Raw genomic sequence first — 18,654 nt, forward strand, 5'->3', positions numbered from 1 at the left:
GGCCGGCGAGCGGGTCGCCGGGCCAGGTGGGACGTGTATCGATCGTGGGGGAATCGCGATGTCCGGCGGAGCTGGGGCACTCATCCGACACTGGCGCCTGCGCGCCGGGCTCACCCAGGAGGACCTGGCCACCCGGTCCGACCTGAGCGTGCGCACCATCAGGGACATCGAGACGGGCCGGAGCCGACAGCCGTACCGGAGATCGCTGGAACAGATCGCGGCGGCGCTGGAACTGAACGCGGCGACGGTCTCCGCCCTGACGCACCGGAGAGCGGGGCGCGAGGTCACCAGCGAGCCGCCGGCCGGTGAGCCGCCGGCCGCCTACGCGATGACGGCCCTGCCGAGGCCGGCACAACTTCCGTCGGCGATCGCGCACTTCACCGGACGGGACGACGTCCTGCGGCAGTGCGACGGCGAGCTCCTGCTGTCGCCGCGCCACCGGATGGGCCGCGGGAAGGTCGTCCAGCTGTTCGGCGCCGCGGGGATCGGGACGTCCGCCCTCGCGGTGCACTGGGCCCATCGGGTGGCCGACCGCTTCCCGGACGGACAGCTCTACGTGGACCTCCACGGGCACGACGCCGCCGGACCGCTCGCACCGTCCACCGTCCTGCGGGGCTTCCTCCGCGCACTCGGCATCCACCAGTCCTCCCTGCCGGAGTCCTGTGCCGAGCTCGCGGCGCTCTACCGGTCGACCGTGGCCGGCCGGAGCATCCTCATCGTCCTCGACAACGCCCGGTGCGCGGACCAGATCCGACCCCTCCTGCCGAACTCGCCGTCCTGCGCGGTCGTGGTGACCGCCCGGACGCACCTGGCCGGACTCACCGTCAAGGACGGCGCACACCCGATCGAGCTCGGCCGGCTGCCCGACCACGACGCCGTCCGGCTGCTCACCTCGATCATCGGCGCCGCACGCGGCTCCGCCACCCCCGAGGCCCTCGTCGAGCTCGTCGAGCGGTGCGCGGGGATCCCCCTCGCCATCCGGATCGTCGGGGAGCGCCTGGCGGTGCGCCCGGCAACCGTCCCCGCGCAGCCGACCGAAGCGGCATGGACCGAAGCGGCGTGGGCCGACCTGCTCCTGATGCTCGACCCCGGCGACCCGACGGCCGGACCTCCCCGTCCCGCTCGTACCGTGACTTGCCCAAGCACCCCGCTCGCCTGTTCCGGCTGCTGAACCCCGGCTGCTGAACCCGGCTCCGGGAGGCCGGTACGCCCACGGCCGTTCAGACCGCCGTCGCCGCGCAGCCGCCGCACAGCCGCCCAGCCCCGGTGACGGGCCGCCCGCACATCCCGGCCCGCCCGGGGCACTCGTGCCGGCGCGGCCCGTCGCTGTTCTGCCGGGGTGCGGGAACAGGCGGCACCTTGGCGATCCGCGCTGCCACGATCGCCCCGACGCTGCGGGTGATCGTGCCCGGCAGAGGTGCCGACAGAATCCCGGTCAACGCCTCCCGCGTCCACCCGCCCGCCAGCAACCCCTCCACCCGCGCGGCCTGGTCGCACAGCGGCTTCCCGGCCAGAGCCATCTTCGGTTCCCGGCGCCCGAGTTCGAGCAGCAGTGCCATGCCGGCCGTCAACTTCTCGGAGGGACGGACGGAAGGTTCTTCCACGTCCTTGGCCTTCAGTTCCTTGGAGGGGCTTCCCGCCTTTCCGCCGCCTGGCACCCCTGGAGCTGGGACACCGGCGGCCGGGGGTGCGGGAAGCGGCGGCACCGTGTGCACCGCCTTGCCGGTTGTCACCGGCGCCTCGTGCACCGAGACGACCGTCCGCACCTGCCCGGTCAGCGGGTCCCGCTGCGTCCGACGCACGTAGTGCCCGGCCGCCTCAAGCTCCCTGAGTGCACGGGCGACGGTCGTCCGACCCTCCACGCTCTTGGCGGCGAGCGTGCGAACGTCCTCGCGCGCCCCGTCCGGCAGGCTGAGCAGGTAGCCCAGCAGCCCGCGCGCGGCCCAACTCAGCTCGTGCTTGCGGACGACGTGGCCGTTGTCGAGGATCGTGTACCCGGGGGCATGCTGAGGGATACGATGAATCTGCATCGTGGAGTCCATCTCTCCTGGTGCCGAACCCCGGGGTGTTGGCGCACCGCCGGGGTAACTCTTTTCCCACGCACCGGACGCCCCTTCGGACGGTCGGCATCGCAATAGTCACCGTAATGCCGTAACGACCCATCAAATTCACACCCACATCACCCATTCGGGCGGCGCGAACGCGCACTCCCCCGGCGCTCCATCAAGCTCGCGAGCCGGCTGGTCCGGCAACTACCTTTCCGCAGATCGCGCCGAGCACCTGGACCAAGCCGGATCGCTGCCACGACAGCCGTTCGAGACCGGCCGGGCACTGCTCAACGAGATGTTCCACCCGCCGACGCCGGAAGCCGTCTGCACTGGTGTTCGATGCCCGGTGCTGATCGTCCAGAGTTCCTGTCTCCAGTTCCGGTTGCCGCTACGCCGCCATCCCGATGGAGTCGGCCAAACGTCGCCCGGCCTCCCGGAGCGGAGATCGGGCGCCGGCCAGCCCTCGGACCATGGCCCGGGCCTCCTCGTTCCACCGCACTGTCTCGGGCGCGACAGCGACGGCATCCGTGAGCAGTCCGACGACGGAGTCCGCCTCACCACGGAGCGCGTGCGCCCGCGCGACCTCGATCAAGTGGCGGCCACGGCGGGGAACCGCCGTGACATCGGCCGCCGGAAGCCGCCGGGCACAGCGCAGCGCCGTACCGGTCTGACGCAGCTCGACCGCCACGGTCACCGAGTGCAGTCCGACAGCCTGACGGGACCCTGACGTGGGAGCACTCCAGAAGGCCGCCGGAAGGCACTCGGCGACGGCTGCCGCGCGGTCGATCCAGCCCCATGCCTCACCGGCTTCGCCGGCCACGGCATACGTGACGGCAGCGTGAAAGGCCATGTCCGCCCAGGCGGAGGCCAGTTCCGGTGTGTTCGCTCGAATCGGGTCGAGCAGCCGCAGTGCGTCCTCGGTCAGCAACTGGGCACTGTCCCACTGGCCTGACTTCCGGAACGCCTCCACCAAGAACCAGCATGCCTGCCCGATCGCCAGCGGATCTCCCGACGCCCGCGCGGTCGCCAAAGCCCGCTCGGCCACCCGCCAGACCAGATTGCCGTCCCCTTGGAACGCGGTGTACATCTGCGTCAGGTTCAGCGCGCTGGCGTACATCACCTCCGCCCGGCGCCGGTCGGCGCAGTCCGGATGTGAAACCGCTGAAGACGCGGCCGACACGAGCGACGGCAACAGTTCGGCCAGAGCGGTCCGATGATCGCCCCGGGTCATCCTGGTCCGCCAGGCATTCGCCAGTTGCACCGCGAGGTGGTCCAGGTTCGGCGCCGGCCCGTCGACCAACCCCAGTGGCATGCCGTCAACCGCCCGCCGAACAGCGTCCAGGGCTCCATGCTCCACACCGGAATACAGCGCCGTCGGCATACTCGCCTCCCCTGTCAGCAAGGAAAGGTCATCGATCCCCAGGTGCTGGGCGATACGCACGAGCATCGGCAGGCGCGGCGGCAGCAACGCCCCGCTCTCCACCTGCTTCAGCCAACTCGGTGACCGCCCCAACAGGGCGGCCAACACCGGACGGGACTTCCCGGCACGCTCCCGGTAGTACTGGATGCGCCGGCCAACGGGCAGTGCGGGATCCAAGGCCATACCGACAGCCTATGGCTCCGTGGCCGGCTCCGGCAGCTGGAGAATCCGGGACCTCATCGAGGAACCTGGAATCTTGGGACTCAACAGCGCTCGAAGTGCACTCAGCCGGTGGCGAAGTCCGACAGCCACAATCCTGCACAATCCTGCCTCGGATCCGGACCGTACCAAATCTGCATGGACACCATCCAGGCCGGCGCCGTCCGACACCTGCTGGACCTGGAGGACTAGCGGTCCACGACCGACAGCAGCACGTCCACGAGACGGTCGGCGGCGTCCGGCCGACCGTGCTCGGCGGCCCGTCCGAGCAGGGCCACCGCCGCGCCGGCGTCCGCCAGGTGACGGGCGTTGTGCTCCTGCTCGTTACCGGCCGACGTCGCCAGCGGGATGAACACCGCCGCCCGCCCCAACGCGGTCAGCTCGGCCAGCGTCCCCGCACCGCTGCGGGAGACGACCACGTCCGCGAGGGCGAGCACGTCCGGCAGCTCCGGGCCGACGAATCCGGTCACCAGGTACCGGGAGCGCAACTGCTCCGGAAGAGCCGCCGCCCGCTCCCGCAGCCGCCCTTCGTGGCTGGGCCCGCACTGGTGGACCACGTTCGCGTGGCCGAGCAGCCACGGCAGGATCTCGCTCACCAGCTCGTGATCTGCTGCGAGCCCTGCGCACCGCCGGTGACGTACACGGTCGGCAGGGAACGGTCGAAGCCCCACAGCCCGAGCGCCTGGATCGCCTTGTCACCCTGCCCGGTCAGCACCTCCGGGCGTACCGGGTTTCCGGTCACCACGGCGGTGGCGCGCGCGGCCTCGGGCAGGAACTTCAGCGTCGACTCGGAGGAGACCGCGACCCGGGCCGCCATCCGCGCCAGGGCCCGGTTGCCCAGACCGAGCCGGACGGTCTGCTCGTGAACCACCAACGGCCGGTGACACATCCGGGCGGCCATCCCGACCGGCACCGCGACGTAGCCGCCCGTGCCGAGCACCACGTCCGGTCCGAACTCGGCCACCGCGGAGCGGGCCTGCGCGACGCCCAGGGGAACGCGGCCCATGTCCTTGACGTTGGCGGGCGACACCAGCTTGAGCGGATTGGCGGAGCGCCGGATCTTCCCGGTAGCGACGGTCCTGAACGGGATGCCCTCGGCGGCGGTCACCCTGGCCTCAAGGCCGGCGGCGGTGCCGATCCACAGCACGTCCAGCGCGCCGTCGACCTCGGCGAGACGCGAGCGCAGGGCGCGGATCGCGGTGAGCGCCGGGTAGGTGTGGCCGCCCGTTCCGCCGCCGGTGACGATCAGTCGAAAAGGACGGCCAAGGCGGGAGACGAGATCGCCGGTGTCGCGGTTCACGCCTGGAACATACCAGCGCCGCCGGGGCCCTCGCCCGCCTCGCCTGACGACCGGCACGGGACGGGTGCGCCCGCAGCCCTTCGGCGGGGCGGTTCGGTTCGGGCCCGGAGAACGCGCCCAACGACGAGCCGTCAACCGCCCGCCGGACGGAGTCCAGGGCCGCATGCTTCAGGCCGGAGTACAGCGGCATCGGGATACACCAATTCGGGCGGCTCAAGCGCGCGCGGTACGGCGGGTCCCGGGCCTGCAAGCCTGGGGCCCGCTTCACACCGCTCCCTGTCAACCGACCACCCGGTCCGGCTCGTCCAGCCACACCCGGTGCTCGCCCGCGACGGTGACCGTCAGGCCGAACCGGTCGAGGCCCGGCTCGCCCTGGCACTGCCACCAGGCGTGGACGGCGCTCACCTCGTCCCACAGGTCGCGGGGGCCGGACTGCGCGACGGCATGCCTGGCGTCCCAGTCGGCGAGGCGGCAGTGGGAGTACGAGATTCCGTCCCAGATCTCCAACCGGCCGGTGCCGAAGTGGTCGTAGCCCGCCCACACCTGCTGCCGGAACAGGCCCGGCAGCCGCAGGCCGATCGCGAAGGCGGCGGCGGTGTGCTCGGCCACGGCAGCGGGATCGAGTTCGGACGGACCGTGCCGGACGTCCTCGATCTCGAACTCGCCGCTCCCGGGGCGCTGGCCACGCACCCACATGAACGCCACGTCCTCGACGAACGGCCCGCTCGCGGATCGGCCGTCGGCGGCGACGGTGAGCCTCAGCAACCCGCCGTTGCAGAACGCCGTGCCGTACGGGAGGACGATGACGCCGCCGGGCACCGTCTGCTCGATCAGAGCCCCGGGAACGCGCCGTACGGCCGCGGTGACGTGCACCCGGTCGTACGGCGCGCCTGCCGGGTGGCCGAGCGTTCCGTCGCCGACGACGGTCCGGACCGGCAGGCGATGCGCCACCAGGCGGTGCCGCGCACCCTCGGAGAGCCCACGGTCCACCTCGACGGTGACGACGTTCGCCGCACCGAGCCGAGCCGCCAGCAACCCGGCCGTCCAGCCCGTGCCGGTGCCGACGTCCAACACTCGCATGCCGTCCGAGACTTGGAGATGTCGCAGCATCTGGGCCACCACGGTGGGCATCGAGCTGGACGAGGACGGCGCACGGCCGTCCTCGTCCAGCCGGGTCACGAGCGGAATGTCCGAACCGACCAACTCCTCCCACTGGCCCGGGTGTTCCGCCCGGTCGATCCACTCACCCCCGTGGTGGATCCGATCCGGAACGAACGGCCGACGCGGCACGGCCCGGAACACCGTGTCCCAGTCGGCCGACAGCGCACCGGACTTCCGGAGGGCGTCAGCGAGCGCGTCCCAGTCCATGCGGTGCTCCTCCCTCAAGGCTTCGCCGGCTTGGGCAGGTTGGTGGGCGGCGCGTCCCGCTTGCCGTCGCACGGTGCCGTGTCCGGCTTCCCGGAGTGGCTGCCGCCCTTGCCGCCACCCGCCTGGCCGGGCCCGTCGGTGCCGGGCCCTCCGCCGTGCTTGCCCATGTTTCTCTCCCTCTCAAGGCGTCGAAGACCGTGCCCACCGGTTCGCCGCGTCGGCAACCGCCCCGCGACGTTTCACGGTCGGACTTCGTCCGCTTCGTGCGGGAACCCGGTCGGCGCGAGTCCAGTACAGCCCGACTCGCGCTCTCCCAGAAGCCATTGCCCGTAGTCCCGGGGTTGTCCCGCCCTCGCCCGCAGTAGGCTTCCGGTCGCTGTCGATGATGGGATTGGCCCCGTGGACGACCCGATCCGTCACCCCCTCGCCTACGCGCGCGAACTGCGCGGCTGGTCGCAGCGCGACCTGGTCGTGGAGCTGAACAAGGCGGCCCGCCGACAGGGGCTGCTCTCCGGTGCCGACAAGACGGCTGTCAGCCGGTGGGAGCACTGGCGCAAGACGCCGAACGCCGACTCCCAACTCCTCATCGCCGAAGCCTTCGGCGTCCCGGTCTCGGACATGGACGCGTACGGCTGGCCCTCGTGGCTGCCCGGGCGTGACGAGCCGCTGCCCTTGGGGGCCACCCACACCGTCCAAGCACTTCACGACGCACAGAGGGCCGCCATGGACCGCCGTAGTTTCATGACCTTCAGCACGATCTCACTGGGCGGCCTGGCCGCCCAGTGGGCCGCCGCCGAGCCCGAGCGCCTCGCCTCGGGCATGAACGGCAAACGCGTGGACGGCGAACTCGTGGACTGGCTGGAGGAGACCAGCAGGCGACTGACCGCCCTGCCCACCGAACAGCGCCAGCACACGGCCGGCCTGACGGACGCCCACCTGGCCACCGTCACGGACCTGATCAAGGCGGGCCGCTACGGCGAGACGGTCGGCCGCCGTCTCCACCGGCTGGCCGCCTCGCTCGCCACCACCTGCGGCTGGCACCGCTTCGACCAGGGCCGGCACTGGGCGGCCGGAAAGCTCTGGGAGGCCGCGCTCCAGTCCGCGCACGCCGCCGGCGACCGCGACCACGGCGCCGGGGTGCTGTCCGACTTCGCCTACCAGGCCAACTGGCTCGGCCAGGCGAAAGTCTCCGTCGACCAGCTCGGACACGCCCTGTCCGGCATCGGGCACCCGACCGCCCGGTCCCTGCTGCTCCTGCGCAGGGCCAGGGCCCACGCGGTCCTCGGCGACCGCTCCGCCTGCTACCGGGACCTGGCCGGTGCCGAATCCGCCCTCGCCATGGAGACCGCCGACCCCGCACCCGGCTGGTGCGCCTGGATGAGCCCGGCCGATCTCGCCGTGGACTCCGGCCAGTGCCTCCTGGACCTCGGCCGAACGGGCGAGGCCCATGCCCTGATCGCGGAGGGGATGGCGCTACTGCCCCGGGCGAGGGACAAGACTCGCGGCATCTTCCTGACCTACCAGGCCCGAGGCCACCTCCAGGCCGGGGACGTCGAGCAGGCCCTGGCCGTCACCGGGGAGGCGCTCGACCTGGCCACCCGCATCGGCGCGCCCCGTTGTGTCGCCCTCGTCCGCGAGCTCGCGCCGTCCTTCCGGCCCTACCGCCGGATCGACGGCGTCCCGGAGTTCCTGGACCGGCTGCGGGTGGGTTGAACGCGCCCGGGACCGCCGGTCCCGGGGCGCGACGTTCCGCCGACGCGACCCGGCGCGGCCCGGCGCTTCCGCCCCGGGGCGCGTCCGCTCCGGCACCATCGGAGGAGGGACACTCCCCTTCGAGGACTCCAGGAGCAGCGCGATGACCGAGCAGGACCCCGGGCAGGACCCCGGGCAGGACCCCGGGCAGCGGCTCCCCGCCGTCGCGATCGTCGTCAAGGACGGCCGGGTGCTGATGGTTCGGCGGCGGATCGCCGAGGGCGAACTGTCCTGGCAGTTCCCGGCCGGGGAGGTGGAGCCCGGGGAGTCGCCCGAGGCGGCGGCCGTCCGCGAGACCGCCGAGGAGACCGGGCTCCGGGTGGCCGCCGCCAGACTCCTCGGCGAGCGGGTGCATCCGCAGAACGGGCGACGGATGTCGTACACGGCCTGCGAGGTGGTCGGCGGCACCGCCGTGGTGGCGGACTCCGACGAGCTGGACCGGGTGGTCTGGGCCTCCCGCGCCGAGCTGGCCGCGTACGTGCCGTTCCCGATGTTCCCGCCGGTGCGGGAGTACCTGGACGGCATGCTCGCCGGTTAGGGCAGGTCCGAAGGGTGCCCGCAGGTCGCGCAGCCCGCCCGGTGGTCGGCGAGCGTCGCCTCGAACCGCGCCTTCAGCTCCTCCAGCCGGGCGGCGGTGCCCCGGGTCGAGTAGCCGGCGAGGGCGCGCAGGACGATCTTCCGGGCCTTGTGCGGCCGGCCCTTGTGCACCTTGACCGCCAGCGCGGTCGACAGGCTGCCGACGGAACCGGCGTCGGCGAGCTCGACCGACTCGATGTCACACCAGGCGGCCCGGTGGGTCCACTCCATCGTGCGGCTGGTGATCCCGGCGGCGTCGATGACCAGCGACATCCGCAGGATCCGGTAGAGCATCACCGCCGAGACGACGCCCAGCGCCGCGCCGAAGACCTTGGAGGCCCCGGGCGCCGTCGCGGCCATGGAGATCGCGACGAGCAGTGTGACCGTGAAGGTCGCGGCCATGAAGACGCGCTGCCACGGGCTCAGGCGGATGCGGTGCGGGAGGGCGAAGGCTTCGGTCACGGCGCGATGGTGGCACCGGGGCCGTCGGCCGTCAACACTTCACCACCACCCTGACCAGGGCTGTCGGGGTCCGGCGCTCGACCGGCGGCGCTCGACCGGCCGCGTACGATCGGCCGGCGCCGGGAGCCGTACGTCGGCCCGTGGCCGCCCGAGCCGCCGCTCACCTCGCCGGACGTGGCCGGGCAGGTCGAGCCGGCGGACGGCGGACGACGGACAGCGTCCCGATGGCGATGACGATGGTCCCGAGGCCCTCGCGCCCACCGAGCGGGAGGCGCCGTTGTCCCTCTGAGGCCCTTCCGCACCTCGGCCCCCGTACGCTGTCCCGCAGCACCGGGAACGCAGGCGTTCGGGGGAGCCAGTGGAACTACGTCAGTTGCGCGTCTTCGAGGCCGTCGTCACCCACCGCACCGTCACCGGCGCGGCCGTGGCGCTCGGGCTCACCCCGTCCTCGGTGTCCGAGCAGGTCCGCACCCTCGAACTCAGCCTCGGCACCGACCTGTTCGAGCGGACCAGGCCCGGTCTGACCCTCACCCCGGCCGGGGAGCGGCTGCTCCCGTGGTCCCACCGGCTCCTCGGCCAGGCCGAACAGGCCCGCCGCGAGGTCGCCGGCCCCCGGACCCGGCTGCGCCTCGGCGTCCTGGAGGCCGTCGCCGCCACCCATGCCCCGGCCGTCCGCTCCCAACTCACCGACCGTCAGCCCGGCCTGGACATATCCCTGCGCACCGACGCCGGCCGGGACGTCCTGCTCGACGGCGTCGCGGCCGGGGCCCTGGAGGCCGCCCTCGTCCTCGACTCCCCCGGCCCGCTCGGTTCTCTCGGCTTCCCCCTGCCGCCCGCCCCGCTCGACCACCTCGACCTCCACGACGTCCCCCTCGCCCTGGTCGCCGCCCCGGCCCACCCGCTGGCCCGCGCCACCGGCCTGACCCCGGAACACCTGCGCGGCCACCGCCTCCTGGTCGACGCCCCCGGCTGCTCCTACCGCCTCGCCGGCGAACGCCTCCTCGGCCACCACGTCCGACGGCTGCGCACCGGCGCCGTCCCCGTCACCCGCGCCTGCGCCGAGCAGGGCCTCGGCATCGCCCTCCTGCCCGCCTTCGCCGTGCAGGACCACCTCGCCGCCGCCACCCTCACCCGGCTCCCCCTCGACCTCCCGCCCCTGCGCCTGCGCCTCCTCTGGCGCGCCGACCGCTGCCCCCTCCCGGGCCTCCGCGCCGCCCTCGCCACCTGAGCACCCGGCCGCACCCGGGCCGCACACGGCGGCGCGCCCCGGGGTCCGTGAACCCGGGGCGCGCAACTGCGGTACGGATGCCAGGCGTTGGGGCCCGCCGACCGGCGGGGCCGACCAGCCGGGCCCACCAGCCGGGCCGACCGGCTACGCCGCTCCGGCGAGGTGCGAGAGGTGCGAGAGATGCCCCATCCGGTGATCCGGAATCGAGCGGAATTCCACGTACGCCGCCCGCACGCTGTTCTCAGCCGCCGCGTCCCCGGCCATGACCAGTTCCTCCGCCTCCTTGAGGACGGAGGCGAGCCTGGCGGACTTCTCGGCGCATTCGAGCGTGAGCTTGAGACACCTTCCCCGCAGGCGCCGGTTCAGGAAGTCAAACGGGTGCGTCGCCTCGTAGGAGGCCCGCAACACCGGGGAGAGCTCCTCTTCGGCGATCGCGGCGACGCGCTCCAGCGCCTCGACACAGGCGCGGAAGTACACGCGCCGGTCTTCCGTGCCGCCGGCCGCCTCCATGCTCTTCATCGACGTCTCCGCCTCCCGCGTGGCGGCCTTCCAGCGCGAGAACGCCTCGGCCAGGTCCCGCTCCACCCGACCGCGGTCCTCCCTGCGGGCGGCGGCTTCGCCGACCGGGGCCGGGGTGTAGCTGGGGCCGGAGTGGGTGAGGGCGCCCCAGAACCTCCGCGCCGCACCGTCATCGGACACGTCTCGCGGCTCCAGGCAATAGCTGGCACCGCCATGCGTCAACGCCTGAACGAATTCCCGGCTCACAAGACACCCCCGTCACCGACCACCGAAGAACTGATACCCACAGCCTGCGACTCGGCACCGGACTCCTGGGCCGGAATCGACCGGATCAGCGATCCGACGTCCGAAAGCTCCGAGTCCTTCGCCGAGTTCTGCCACTTGTCGAGAATCGCCGGGGCTCCGGCACCGGCGATGACCGCCCCGAAAGCACTGAACGGGCCGGCCATGGAAACCGCCCACGCGACTCCCGCCCCGATCAGCGTCCGGGCTATCTCCGCGGCGAGGTAGATCGACAGCTTCGTCCCGCCGGGGACTTCCCACGGCCAGCACCGCTTCGTCTGGACGACGCGGAAGAACGTCAGCAGCGAGACGAGGAGGCCGCCGACCAGGCCGTAGACCGCCATCGCCCAGTGAGACATCCCGGCTTCCTTCTCCCCAATCCCGAAGCTGACTGTCCGTCAACCCTACGCGCAAGCGGCACCCGGCGCCACGCCCGCAGTCCGGCCGCAGCCAGCACAACGGCCCCTCCCCGCCACGGGAGGGGCCGGCATGTCTCCGCACTGGCGGATGCGCGCAGGTCAGGCCTTGGGGCCCGCCGACTGGACGACCTCGAAGGACCACAGGGTGGAGCCGCTGGCGGCCGGGCGCTTGGGGGCCTCGCCGGAGGGGCCGTTCTGGTGGGCGGCCTTCATCGGGCCCTCCATCCAGGCCTTGAAGTCCTCCTCGCTGCGCCAGCGGGTGTAGACCAGGTACTGGTCCGGTGCCCTCGACCGGGCAACGCATCATCAGATGTACCTTTAGCTCATGGCCGAAGACCTGGTAACACGCGCCCACTGGGGCGATCTGACGGGGCAGAACTGGGCCGGACTCGTCCGTCTCTCGTTCGAGGTGGATGCCGACCCAACTACCGCCTCCAGCAAGGAATCCAGCCCGGACACCGAGACGCCAAGCCGACGCTTCGTCCCGATGACGGGCCGCGACATCAAGGGCCGCGACGAGCAGGAGAAAGACGCCCGGCTGTTCGTCGAGAGCCGAGGCGGACGCTACATCCACACGTACGAGGAGCCGGACACCAGCGCCTGGAAGCGGAAGCGCATCCGGCTCCCGGACGGCCAGGTTGTCTACCGCGTCGTCCGGCCGGTGTTCGAAGGGGCGCTCGCCAATATGAAGGAGGGGCTGGCCCCCAACGGCGAGCGGCTTGACGGCTTGATCGTCTACGACATCGACCGCCTCACCCGCGACAACCGCCACCTCGAAGATGCCATCGAAGTCGTGGAGAACTTCCGCCGACCGATCATCGACATCACGGGCACGCTGGACCTCCTGACCGACAACGGCCGGGCGGTCGCCCGGGTGGTGGTCGCCATGAGCAACAAGCAGTCCGCCGACACGGCCCGCCGAGTCCGCCGGAAGCACCGGGCGCTTGAGCAGGCCGGCATCCCGACCGGCGGGGCCCGCCCGTTCGGCTGGCAGGGCGACAAGCGCACGCTGCACCCTGACGAAGCTCCGCTTCTCCAGAAGGCCGTCCGGGAGATCATCACCGGCACGCCAATCCGGGCGATCGTCCAGCGGTGGAACGAGGCCGGCATGACGACTCCCCGGGGCAACGTCTGGACACCCGGGAAGATCAAACAGCTCCTACGCAATCCGCGTCTCTGCGGCATCCGGTCGCGGAAGGCCACCGAGCCCAACCCCGTCACCGGCGGCGAACACCAGCGCCTCGAAATGGTCTACGACGCCGAGGGGAATCCGGTGCCGGGCCAGTGGGACCAGGTCATCACGGTGACCGAGTGGGAAGCACTCACCGAAATCATCGGTATGAACTCCGTGCCGGGGACCGGGCACAACGCCCGCAAGTACCTCCTCAGCGGCATCCTGCGCTGCGACCGGAACGGCTGCGGCAACGGGCTCCGGGCACTCAAGGCGACACCGAGCCAGCGCAAGCCAGAGGGCTTCTTCTACTACGCATGCCCCGACAAGGGCACCGGCCGAGGCTGCGGCGGAGGCACCAAGATCGCAGGTCCGGACACGGACGCCGCGGTCATCAAGCTCGTGATCGCGAAGTACGAGCTTGAGGCAGCCGAGCGCCAGGCCACCTCGAACCCCCAACCATGGGATAGAGAAGAGGAGTTGGAGCGCGTACGCGAGGACATCGCCGACCTCAAGAAGGCACGCAAGGATCGGAAGATCACCGCAGAGCGGTACTTCTCGTATCTCGCCGAGTCCGAGGCCGAGGAGCGCACCCTTCTCGCCGACCGGAACAAGTGGATGCGGTCCGCCTACGCAGCGGAGGGCAAGCCCGTGAACCTCCGTGCAGAGTGGGAGGGGCTGACCTTCATGGAGAAGCGTTCGTACATCGAAGACGCACTGGTTGCCGTGCTGGTCGCCCCGGCAGTCGGTCGAGGCCGACCGGTGAGGGGGCGCCTCACCCCTGTTCCCCGCGAGCGGGACTGACCGTCGGGGCAGGCGCATTCGGCCCAGGTGTCGGGCGCGAGTTCGGGCGAGCGCCATCGGATCGACTGGTCACCTCCAGGCCGAGGATGGCGTTCACTCGCCGCCATCGGGCATCGGACCATCGGGGAGCTGAGCCCGCCTGCTCTCGCGCCCATGCCCAATCCTCTTCTTCGTCAGGTTCCATCAGACCCACCCGCCACCGGCTGTCCAACACGAAGGCCTTCTTCACGGGCGACCTGGCGGTTCATGGCGAGGTCTTCGGCGATGCCTGCGGCTATGAGTGTTTGGGCAGAGGTGTCGTAGCCGGAGCCGACGTAGCGCCAGACGGATTCGGTGGTGACTTCGTCGTTCCAGTCGGTGAAGAGCTGACGGCCGCCGGCCATGGTGCGGGCGTGTTCGGCGCGGGCGGTGCGAAGTTGGCCGTAGGTGGTGGAGTAGGCACGGGTCTTGGTGAGGCAGTGGCCCCGGTAGCCGAGCATGTGGGCCCAAACGCGGAGGCGGAGGTGTTCGAGTTCAGGCAGGCCACCGAGTCGCCAGGCTGGTGCGATGAGTGCCCGGATGTGCTGAGTGACGTGAAGCGCCTGTATCTCCGCCAGGGACTCGATTCGGCGGTCGACGGCGCCGGCGGCTTCCACGCTCTTGCTCGTGTACTTGGCGACATACGCGGCCACGGCTCCGTCCGTGATCCGGTCACTGCCATCGTCGCCGTTGGTGAGGGCATGGGCGTCAAGCTGGGTGCCGAAGCGAAGCCGGGTGTCGCCGTAGGCTGCCGAGTCCGGCGGTGCCAGCGCGACTGCGGCTGCGGCAGAGCGGACGGTCTCCAGGAGGAGGTCCGCGGTGGCCCAGGCGGGGGGCGGAGTGGTCGGGCCGTCGGGTCCGTCGAGGCGGATAACGGCGTGGAAGTGGATGGCGCCGCGCTTCTGGTACTCGGCGACCTTCGCGGCCGAGATACGGATCAGTCTCCGGACGGCCGTGCGGCTGACGCCCGCCCGGGTGGCGACGTGGTGGTACAGGTTGTCGCGGAAGGCTTTCCACAGCGTCGGTGCCGCAGCGTTCCACAGGATGTGGCCGGGGTAGTCGTAGCAGTCAGCGCAGAGCGGCTGTCCGATGAGCGGGTCCGTGTCCGAGTGTGTTCTGCCGCAGCCGTGGTAGCCGCCCTGTTCGCAACGCCCGTTCCGGGCCGGGTGGCAGACGCCTGCGCGGTGGACCGAGCCGAACGAAGGCGCGGTCAGGGTGACGAACAGCCGCGGGTGCGTCCGCACCGATTCGGGGATGCCCTTGCCCCCGATAAGACCGGACCGGACCAGGTGGAAGGTGTCGCCACTGTGCTCGCGCGAGCAGGACGGACAGCGGGTGGCCCGGCGGTTGCGGCAGCGGATGGCCAGCCGGCCGCCGGGTTCGGTGGCGGTCGTGTAGTTCCGCAGCACCTCACCGGACGCTGCGTCGTAGGTGGTGGTGCGCCCTGCAAGGTAGATGGGGTGGGCGCAGCCGCCGGTGGCGCGGATCTGGTCGAGCCAGCGGTTCAGGTCCGGCATCTCGCCGAGGCAGACCAAGTCACGTTCGATTAGCGGCAGTTGGCGCAGCCACGCCTCCCGGTCGAGGAGGGCGCGGCGTGCAGTGTGGTCGGTGTACGGGTTGCTGGGGTGGGTCATGGTGGGTGTCTCCAGGGCCAGGGTTCGCCGGGCCCCGGCCGGGCCATGTGTGTGGCGGCTCGGCCGGGGGTGGCGTTGGGGTGGGTGGTGCGGGTCCGGCGGGTGGGGATGGAGCGGCCGCCGGTGGGGGTTGGGTGGGTTGGCACGGTGATCACGGTCTTTCAGGTGGTGGTGTGGGTGAGGCCTTGGGCGAGCCACATCACGGCGTAGATGGCGGGGTCGGCCCAGCCAATGCGGTCGAGGAAGATGCCGAGGACGCCGATGAGGAGGACGTGCCAGAGCTTGAGTTCGCCGGAGCGGATCAGGAGGAAGGTGGTGAGGGCCATGACGGCGGTCAGGATGAGGGCGGTGCCCATCAGAGGTAGACCCCTTCGGTCGACTCGTCCGCCGCCTGGAGGCCGGGCCAGGTCGGTGCCAGCCGGGCGTACTTGCCGGCCGCGCGGCGGGCCTGTTCGGGGGTGACGTGGATGGAGCGGGCCCTGATCCACCGGCCACCGGCATCGGCGGTGATGGCGACGCCCTGCTCAGCCGCGGTGATCTGCTGAGCAGCGGCCAGGGCGTCCTTGTCGAGATCGCCAAGCGCCATCTCCGCCGTCCCGGCATCGTTCACCCGGTGGCAGACCCGGCCGGCCAGCTGAGCCCGCAAGGCGGTCACCCCGGGCCCGAGGTCCGAGCCGACCCGTTGCCCCGCGACCACCAGGTGGACGCCCAGCGCGGCGCCGAGCTGCGCGAGCCGGAGCAGGTTGGTGGAGATCTCCCCCACCTCCGCCTTGTCGTCCCTGGTGGCAACGAGGTACAGCTCCGCGACTTCGTCCACGATGACGACGACGGGCATCTTCCGGAGCTTCGGCGGCAGGTCCCAGACGGATCGGGCGCCGACCGAGCGGCACAGCTGCATCCGCGCCTCGACCTCCGCGACCAGCTCCGCGAGCAGGTGGGCAGCTTCCGCCCGGGTGGCTGCCAGAGCCGACAGCCGGTCCTCGAACAGGGACAGTTCCATGCCGCCCTTGAGGTCGATGCCGAACAACGCGACGCGCTGCGGGGCGAGTTCCTTCACCAGCGAGGCGATGAGGGTGGACTTGCCGGAGCGGGTCGCACCGACGATGAGCCAGTGCGGCGCCCGCCGCAGGTCGATCGTCCAGGCCCGACCGTCCTCCAGCAGCCCGACCATCGCCCGCAACAGCCGCTGCTTCAACCGGTACGGCACCACGGGCGCGATCAGTGGGTCCCAGGCGAGCGCCGAGAGGGTGACGAACCCCCGCTCGTCCGCGACCAGCCGCACCGCGTGCACCCGCCAAGCATGGGTGAACGCGCCAAGGGCCTCCGCGAAGTGCTCGGGCACCTGCCCGGGGTGGAGCCGCACCCGCACGTCGAGACCGCCACGCCGGTACTTCGCCACGCCCAGCCGAGGCGGCATCGGCCGCAGCGGATCGCCGCGGACCATCAAGTCCCCGACTCGGGCCCGGCCCGGACGCTTGGCCACGGCGAGGCCGAGATTTGTGGTCAGGCGCCGCCACGTCACCCGAACGCGGATGGCGGTCGTCGGGTAGCCGAGCAGGTACCACCAGAGATAGGGGTAGCTGCGCCGAAGCACCGGGGCCATGCTGAGCCCGATCAGCACCGTCGCCAGCATCACCACCCACAGCAGTTGGAGGACGATCACGGCCGTCCCCCGTTCTCCATCGCCGTGTTGTGGGCTTCGGTCTCCAAGTCACGGGCCCGGCGCACGGCCTTCGTGGCGACGATGGCGATGTGGTCGAAGAGCTGGGCTCCCTCGTCCTCCCGCCCGAACGGGTCAATCTCCTCGGCCAAGTCCCCGAGCTCCCGGAGCAGCCCCCGCAGCTTCACGCGGGTCGCGCCGCTCATCAGGCGTCGCCGCCCTTCCGCGAGGCCGGCGGAGCAGCGACCGGCACCGGGGTGATGGCATCAGCCCGGAAGGACAGGCCGTGCCGATCCCCCATCGCCCACGAGAAGGCGGTCAGGCCGGTGACATGCACCCGCACGCCCTCCACGACGCCGACCGGTTCGCCGGACACGCTGATCTCGATGATCGAGGCCCGCCGGCCGTCCTGCCGGACCGCGACGCCGACCGTGTAGACGGTCTGGCCCTCCCGGTCCTTCCTGATCTCGCCGGTCTCGCGGTTCGCGATCCGCGCTTCGGGGGCAACGATGCAGGTCATCGTGCCGAGTCGGGTTCCGTCCACGGGAATGGACTGCATGAGCGCACGCTCCTCTGACACCAGAGGCCGCCTGACATCGGTCGTCAAACGTACTTACATAGAGATGCCGCCCGACCAGGGCAAACGGCCACACACGAACCCTCGAAAACGACACTACACACGCGAAGCGGGCCCATCCCCCGGCGTCCGCACCAAGGGGTCAACACCATGGCGATCATTCGGAACGAGGCACTGCACAAGCAGGTGGCGGCGGCGATGCGACAGTCGATCGCCACCGGCGAGTGGCCCCCGGGCACGCAGCTGCCCTACGAGACCGATCTCGCCGAGACCTACGGCGTCTCCCGACCCACCGTCAGGCTCGCCGTCGCCGCCCTCCGCAGCGAGGGCCAATTGGACGTGAAGCAAGGCCGCGGCACCTTCGTCCGCGCCGCCGTCCACGGCCCAAGCACCAGCCTGGACCGGACCATCGCCACCCAGGGCGACACCCTCTCAACGCCCTTCGACGCCTGGTTCGACCGCGCCGAGGAACCCACGCTCTACCGCACCCGCACCGACGCCATCACCGCACCGCTGCTGGAGATGGAGCAAGACGAACTGATGCTCGGCTGTGACCGCCTCCTCACCGACCCCACCGGCGACGGCCGCGCCCTTCACCGCCTCCTACTCCCCATGGAACGCATCGAGGCCACCCCGCTCACCCAGCAGCCCGCCGCCACCCCGGCCGAGGCCTACGCGACGCTCACCGCCGCCGGCCACCACCTCACCTGGCGCGAGCGGGTCAGCGCCCGAGTCCCCCAACCCGACGAGCGCGAGGCCCTCCAACTCTCCGAAGCCGCCGTCCTCCTGGTCGCCCACCGCATCACCTGCGACCAGGCCACCGGCCTCCCCCTCATCCTCGAAGAGACCCGCCTCGGCGCCGAAACCACCGCCCTCACCTACGCCATCGACGCCCACAAGCCCAAGCGCGCCAAGGCCTCCCGCTAACCACCCCGAACAAGCCGACAGCCCCCACGTCCACACCGGGCGCGGGGGCTGTCGCAACTCTTCTTCACTTACTCAAGGGCGCGCACAACGCGCCAGCGCGCGGCCCTGCCGCTCGCCGCCGCTCCTGTCTCCGCCCCGCGCCGGCGGCGGCCGGCCGCGCACGTCGAGCGTGCGGCCGAGAGGGCTGCCGAGGTCAGAGACCGTCATGGCTGGGGTCGGGCGGCTCCACGGTTTTACCCACCCCCCCGGCTCGGGACCCGAGTCGAGCAA

18 protein-coding genes and 3 pseudogenes are annotated in these 18,654 nt (G+C 71.6%); 7 read left to right on the plus strand and 14 right to left on the minus strand.

Going from position 1 to position 18,654, the window contains the following annotated elements:
- The first annotated feature begins 58 nt into the window (after positions 1-58).
- Positions 59-1,171 carry a helix-turn-helix domain-containing protein gene (locus ACFRAR_RS13255; protein WP_380697873.1) on the plus strand — a complete coding sequence of 371 codons (1,113 nt, stop codon included), beginning with the start codon at positions 59-61 and terminating at the stop codon, positions 1,169-1,171.
- A gap of 49 nt (positions 1,172-1,220) precedes the next feature.
- On the opposite strand, the gene ACFRAR_RS13260 is transcribed toward ACFRAR_RS13255, so the two are convergent.
- From ACFRAR_RS13260 to ACFRAR_RS13280, 5 genes and pseudogenes are all read right to left on the minus strand, one after another.
- On the minus strand, positions 1,221-2,030 hold the full coding sequence (locus tag ACFRAR_RS13260) for a helix-turn-helix domain-containing protein (protein ID WP_380697875.1): 810 nt from the start codon (positions 2,028-2,030) through the stop codon (positions 1,221-1,223).
- Between the two features lie 406 nt (positions 2,031-2,436).
- Positions 2,437-3,651: a helix-turn-helix domain-containing protein gene (locus ACFRAR_RS13265; protein WP_380697877.1), complete on the minus strand. Its 1,215-nt coding sequence runs from the start codon at positions 3,649-3,651 to the stop codon at positions 2,437-2,439.
- Between the two features lie 224 nt (positions 3,652-3,875).
- Positions 3,876-4,933, minus strand: a pseudogene (locus ACFRAR_RS13270) (glycosyltransferase).
- A 333-nt stretch (positions 4,934-5,266) separates the two neighbouring features.
- Positions 5,267-6,355, minus strand: coding sequence for a methyltransferase domain-containing protein (locus ACFRAR_RS13275; protein ID WP_380697879.1), 1,089 nt, complete (start codon positions 6,353-6,355; stop codon positions 5,267-5,269).
- Between the two features lie 14 nt (positions 6,356-6,369).
- Positions 6,370-6,522 carry a hypothetical protein gene (locus ACFRAR_RS13280; protein ID WP_380697881.1) on the minus strand — a complete coding sequence of 51 codons (153 nt, stop codon included), beginning with the start codon at positions 6,520-6,522 and terminating at the stop codon, positions 6,370-6,372.
- Positions 6,523-6,754: 232 nt separating this feature from the next.
- On the opposite strand from ACFRAR_RS13280, the gene ACFRAR_RS13285 reads away from it, so the two are divergent.
- Together ACFRAR_RS13285 and ACFRAR_RS13290 are read left to right on the plus strand one after the other, a co-directional pair.
- Positions 6,755-8,068, plus strand: a complete 1,314-nt coding sequence (locus tag ACFRAR_RS13285) for an XRE family transcriptional regulator (protein ID WP_380697883.1) — start codon at positions 6,755-6,757, stop codon at positions 8,066-8,068.
- Positions 8,069-8,210: 142 nt separating this feature from the next.
- A complete protein-coding gene (locus tag ACFRAR_RS13290; RefSeq protein ID WP_380697885.1) occupies positions 8,211-8,645 on the plus strand; it encodes an NUDIX hydrolase in 435 nt (144 codons plus the stop codon).
- Here ACFRAR_RS13290 and ACFRAR_RS13295 read toward each other — a convergent pair.
- The gene (locus ACFRAR_RS13295) at positions 8,642-9,145 is read right to left on the minus strand and encodes a hypothetical protein (protein ID WP_380697887.1); all 504 of its coding nucleotides are present in this window, start codon (positions 9,143-9,145) and stop codon (positions 8,642-8,644) included. The two genes, ACFRAR_RS13290 and ACFRAR_RS13295, sit on opposite strands and share 4 nt — an antisense overlap.
- A gap of 87 nt (positions 9,146-9,232) precedes the next feature.
- Here ACFRAR_RS13295 and ACFRAR_RS13300 point away from each other — a divergent pair.
- A pseudogene (locus tag ACFRAR_RS13300) lies at positions 9,233-9,346 on the plus strand (RNA polymerase subunit sigma-24); the annotation flags it as partial.
- 157 nt (positions 9,347-9,503) lie between these two features.
- On the plus strand, positions 9,504-10,373 hold the full coding sequence (locus ACFRAR_RS13305) for a LysR family transcriptional regulator (RefSeq protein ID WP_380697889.1): 870 nt from the start codon (positions 9,504-9,506) through the stop codon (positions 10,371-10,373).
- A 144-nt stretch (positions 10,374-10,517) separates the two neighbouring features.
- Here the strand turns inward: ACFRAR_RS13305 and ACFRAR_RS13310 are convergent, their stop codons facing one another.
- The 3 genes and pseudogenes from ACFRAR_RS13310 to ACFRAR_RS13320 all read right to left on the minus strand — a co-directional run.
- Positions 10,518-11,138: a hypothetical protein gene (locus ACFRAR_RS13310; protein WP_380697891.1), complete on the minus strand. Its 621-nt coding sequence runs from the start codon at positions 11,136-11,138 to the stop codon at positions 10,518-10,520.
- Positions 11,135-11,533, minus strand: a complete 399-nt coding sequence (locus ACFRAR_RS13315; protein WP_380697893.1) for a hypothetical protein — start codon at positions 11,531-11,533, stop codon at positions 11,135-11,137. The genes ACFRAR_RS13310 and ACFRAR_RS13315 overlap by 4 nt, the downstream gene beginning before the upstream one ends.
- A 159-nt stretch (positions 11,534-11,692) precedes the next feature.
- A pseudogene (locus tag ACFRAR_RS13320) lies at positions 11,693-11,888 on the minus strand (antibiotic biosynthesis monooxygenase family protein); the annotation flags it as partial.
- A gap of 30 nt (positions 11,889-11,918) precedes the next feature.
- Here ACFRAR_RS13320 and ACFRAR_RS13325 point away from each other — a divergent pair.
- The gene (locus tag ACFRAR_RS13325) at positions 11,919-13,568 is read left to right on the plus strand and encodes a recombinase family protein (RefSeq protein ID WP_380697895.1); all 1,650 of its coding nucleotides are present in this window, start codon (positions 11,919-11,921) and stop codon (positions 13,566-13,568) included.
- A gap of 173 nt (positions 13,569-13,741) precedes the next feature.
- Here ACFRAR_RS13325 and ACFRAR_RS13330 read toward each other — a convergent pair whose 3' ends face one another.
- The 5 genes from ACFRAR_RS13330 to ACFRAR_RS13350 form a co-directional block, all read right to left on the minus strand.
- Positions 13,742-15,220: a replication initiator gene (locus ACFRAR_RS13330; RefSeq protein WP_380697897.1), complete on the minus strand. Its 1,479-nt coding sequence runs from the start codon at positions 15,218-15,220 to the stop codon at positions 13,742-13,744.
- 161 nt (positions 15,221-15,381) lie between these two features.
- Positions 15,382-15,576: a hypothetical protein gene (locus ACFRAR_RS13335; RefSeq protein WP_380697899.1), complete on the minus strand. Its 195-nt coding sequence runs from the start codon at positions 15,574-15,576 to the stop codon at positions 15,382-15,384.
- On the minus strand, positions 15,576-16,883 hold the full coding sequence (locus ACFRAR_RS13340; RefSeq protein WP_380697901.1) for an FtsK/SpoIIIE domain-containing protein: 1,308 nt from the start codon (positions 16,881-16,883) through the stop codon (positions 15,576-15,578). The genes ACFRAR_RS13335 and ACFRAR_RS13340 overlap by 1 nt, the downstream gene beginning before the upstream one ends.
- Positions 16,880-17,086: a hypothetical protein gene (locus ACFRAR_RS13345; RefSeq protein ID WP_380697903.1), complete on the minus strand. Its 207-nt coding sequence runs from the start codon at positions 17,084-17,086 to the stop codon at positions 16,880-16,882. Before ACFRAR_RS13345 ends, ACFRAR_RS13340 begins: the two co-directional genes overlap by 4 nt.
- Positions 17,086-17,439 (minus strand): hypothetical protein, encoded by a 354-nt coding sequence (locus ACFRAR_RS13350; RefSeq protein WP_380697935.1) that lies wholly within the window; start codon positions 17,437-17,439, stop codon positions 17,086-17,088. Before ACFRAR_RS13350 ends, ACFRAR_RS13345 begins: the two co-directional genes overlap by 1 nt.
- Before the next feature lie 168 nt (positions 17,440-17,607).
- On the opposite strand from ACFRAR_RS13350, the gene ACFRAR_RS13355 reads away from it, so the two are divergent.
- Complete coding sequence (locus ACFRAR_RS13355; protein WP_380697905.1) at positions 17,608-18,384, plus strand: GntR family transcriptional regulator; 777 nt, start codon at positions 17,608-17,610, stop codon at positions 18,382-18,384.
- Positions 18,385-18,654: the final 270 nt, after the last annotated feature.

Origin of the sequence: Kitasatospora sp. NPDC056651 (assembly GCF_042792155.1) — a bacterium.
Taxonomy (GTDB): domain Bacteria; phylum Actinomycetota; class Actinomycetes; order Streptomycetales; family Streptomycetaceae; genus Kitasatospora.

Bases quoted from the DNA above. Each gene is read 5' to 3' on its own strand.
- ACFRAR_RS13255 (WP_380697873.1), top strand. From the start codon at position 59: ATGTCCGGCGGAGCTGGGGCACTCATCCGACACTGGCGCCTGCGCGCC.
- ACFRAR_RS13260 (WP_380697875.1), bottom strand. From the start codon at position 2,030: ATGCAGATTCATCGTATCCCTCAGCATGCCCCCGGGTACACGATCCTC.
- ACFRAR_RS13265 (WP_380697877.1), bottom strand. From the start codon at position 3,651: ATGGCCTTGGATCCCGCACTGCCCGTTGGCCGGCGCATCCAGTACTAC.
- ACFRAR_RS13275 (WP_380697879.1), bottom strand. From the start codon at position 6,355: ATGGACTGGGACGCGCTCGCTGACGCCCTCCGGAAGTCCGGTGCGCTG.
- ACFRAR_RS13280 (WP_380697881.1), bottom strand. From the start codon at position 6,522: ATGGGCAAGCACGGCGGAGGGCCCGGCACCGACGGGCCCGGCCAGGCG.
- ACFRAR_RS13290 (WP_380697885.1), top strand. From the start codon at position 8,211: ATGACCGAGCAGGACCCCGGGCAGGACCCCGGGCAGGACCCCGGGCAG.
- ACFRAR_RS13315 (WP_380697893.1), bottom strand. From the start codon at position 11,533: ATGTCTCACTGGGCGATGGCGGTCTACGGCCTGGTCGGCGGCCTCCTC.
- ACFRAR_RS13325 (WP_380697895.1), top strand. From the start codon at position 11,919: ATGGCCGAAGACCTGGTAACACGCGCCCACTGGGGCGATCTGACGGGG.
- ACFRAR_RS13330 (WP_380697897.1), bottom strand. From the start codon at position 15,220: ATGACCCACCCCAGCAACCCGTACACCGACCACACTGCACGCCGCGCC.
- ACFRAR_RS13335 (WP_380697899.1), bottom strand. From the start codon at position 15,576: ATGGGCACCGCCCTCATCCTGACCGCCGTCATGGCCCTCACCACCTTC.
- ACFRAR_RS13345 (WP_380697903.1), bottom strand. From the start codon at position 17,086: ATGAGCGGCGCGACCCGCGTGAAGCTGCGGGGGCTGCTCCGGGAGCTC.
- ACFRAR_RS13350 (WP_380697935.1), bottom strand. From the start codon at position 17,439: ATGCAGTCCATTCCCGTGGACGGAACCCGACTCGGCACGATGACCTGC.
- ACFRAR_RS13355 (WP_380697905.1), top strand. From the start codon at position 17,608: ATGGCGATCATTCGGAACGAGGCACTGCACAAGCAGGTGGCGGCGGCG.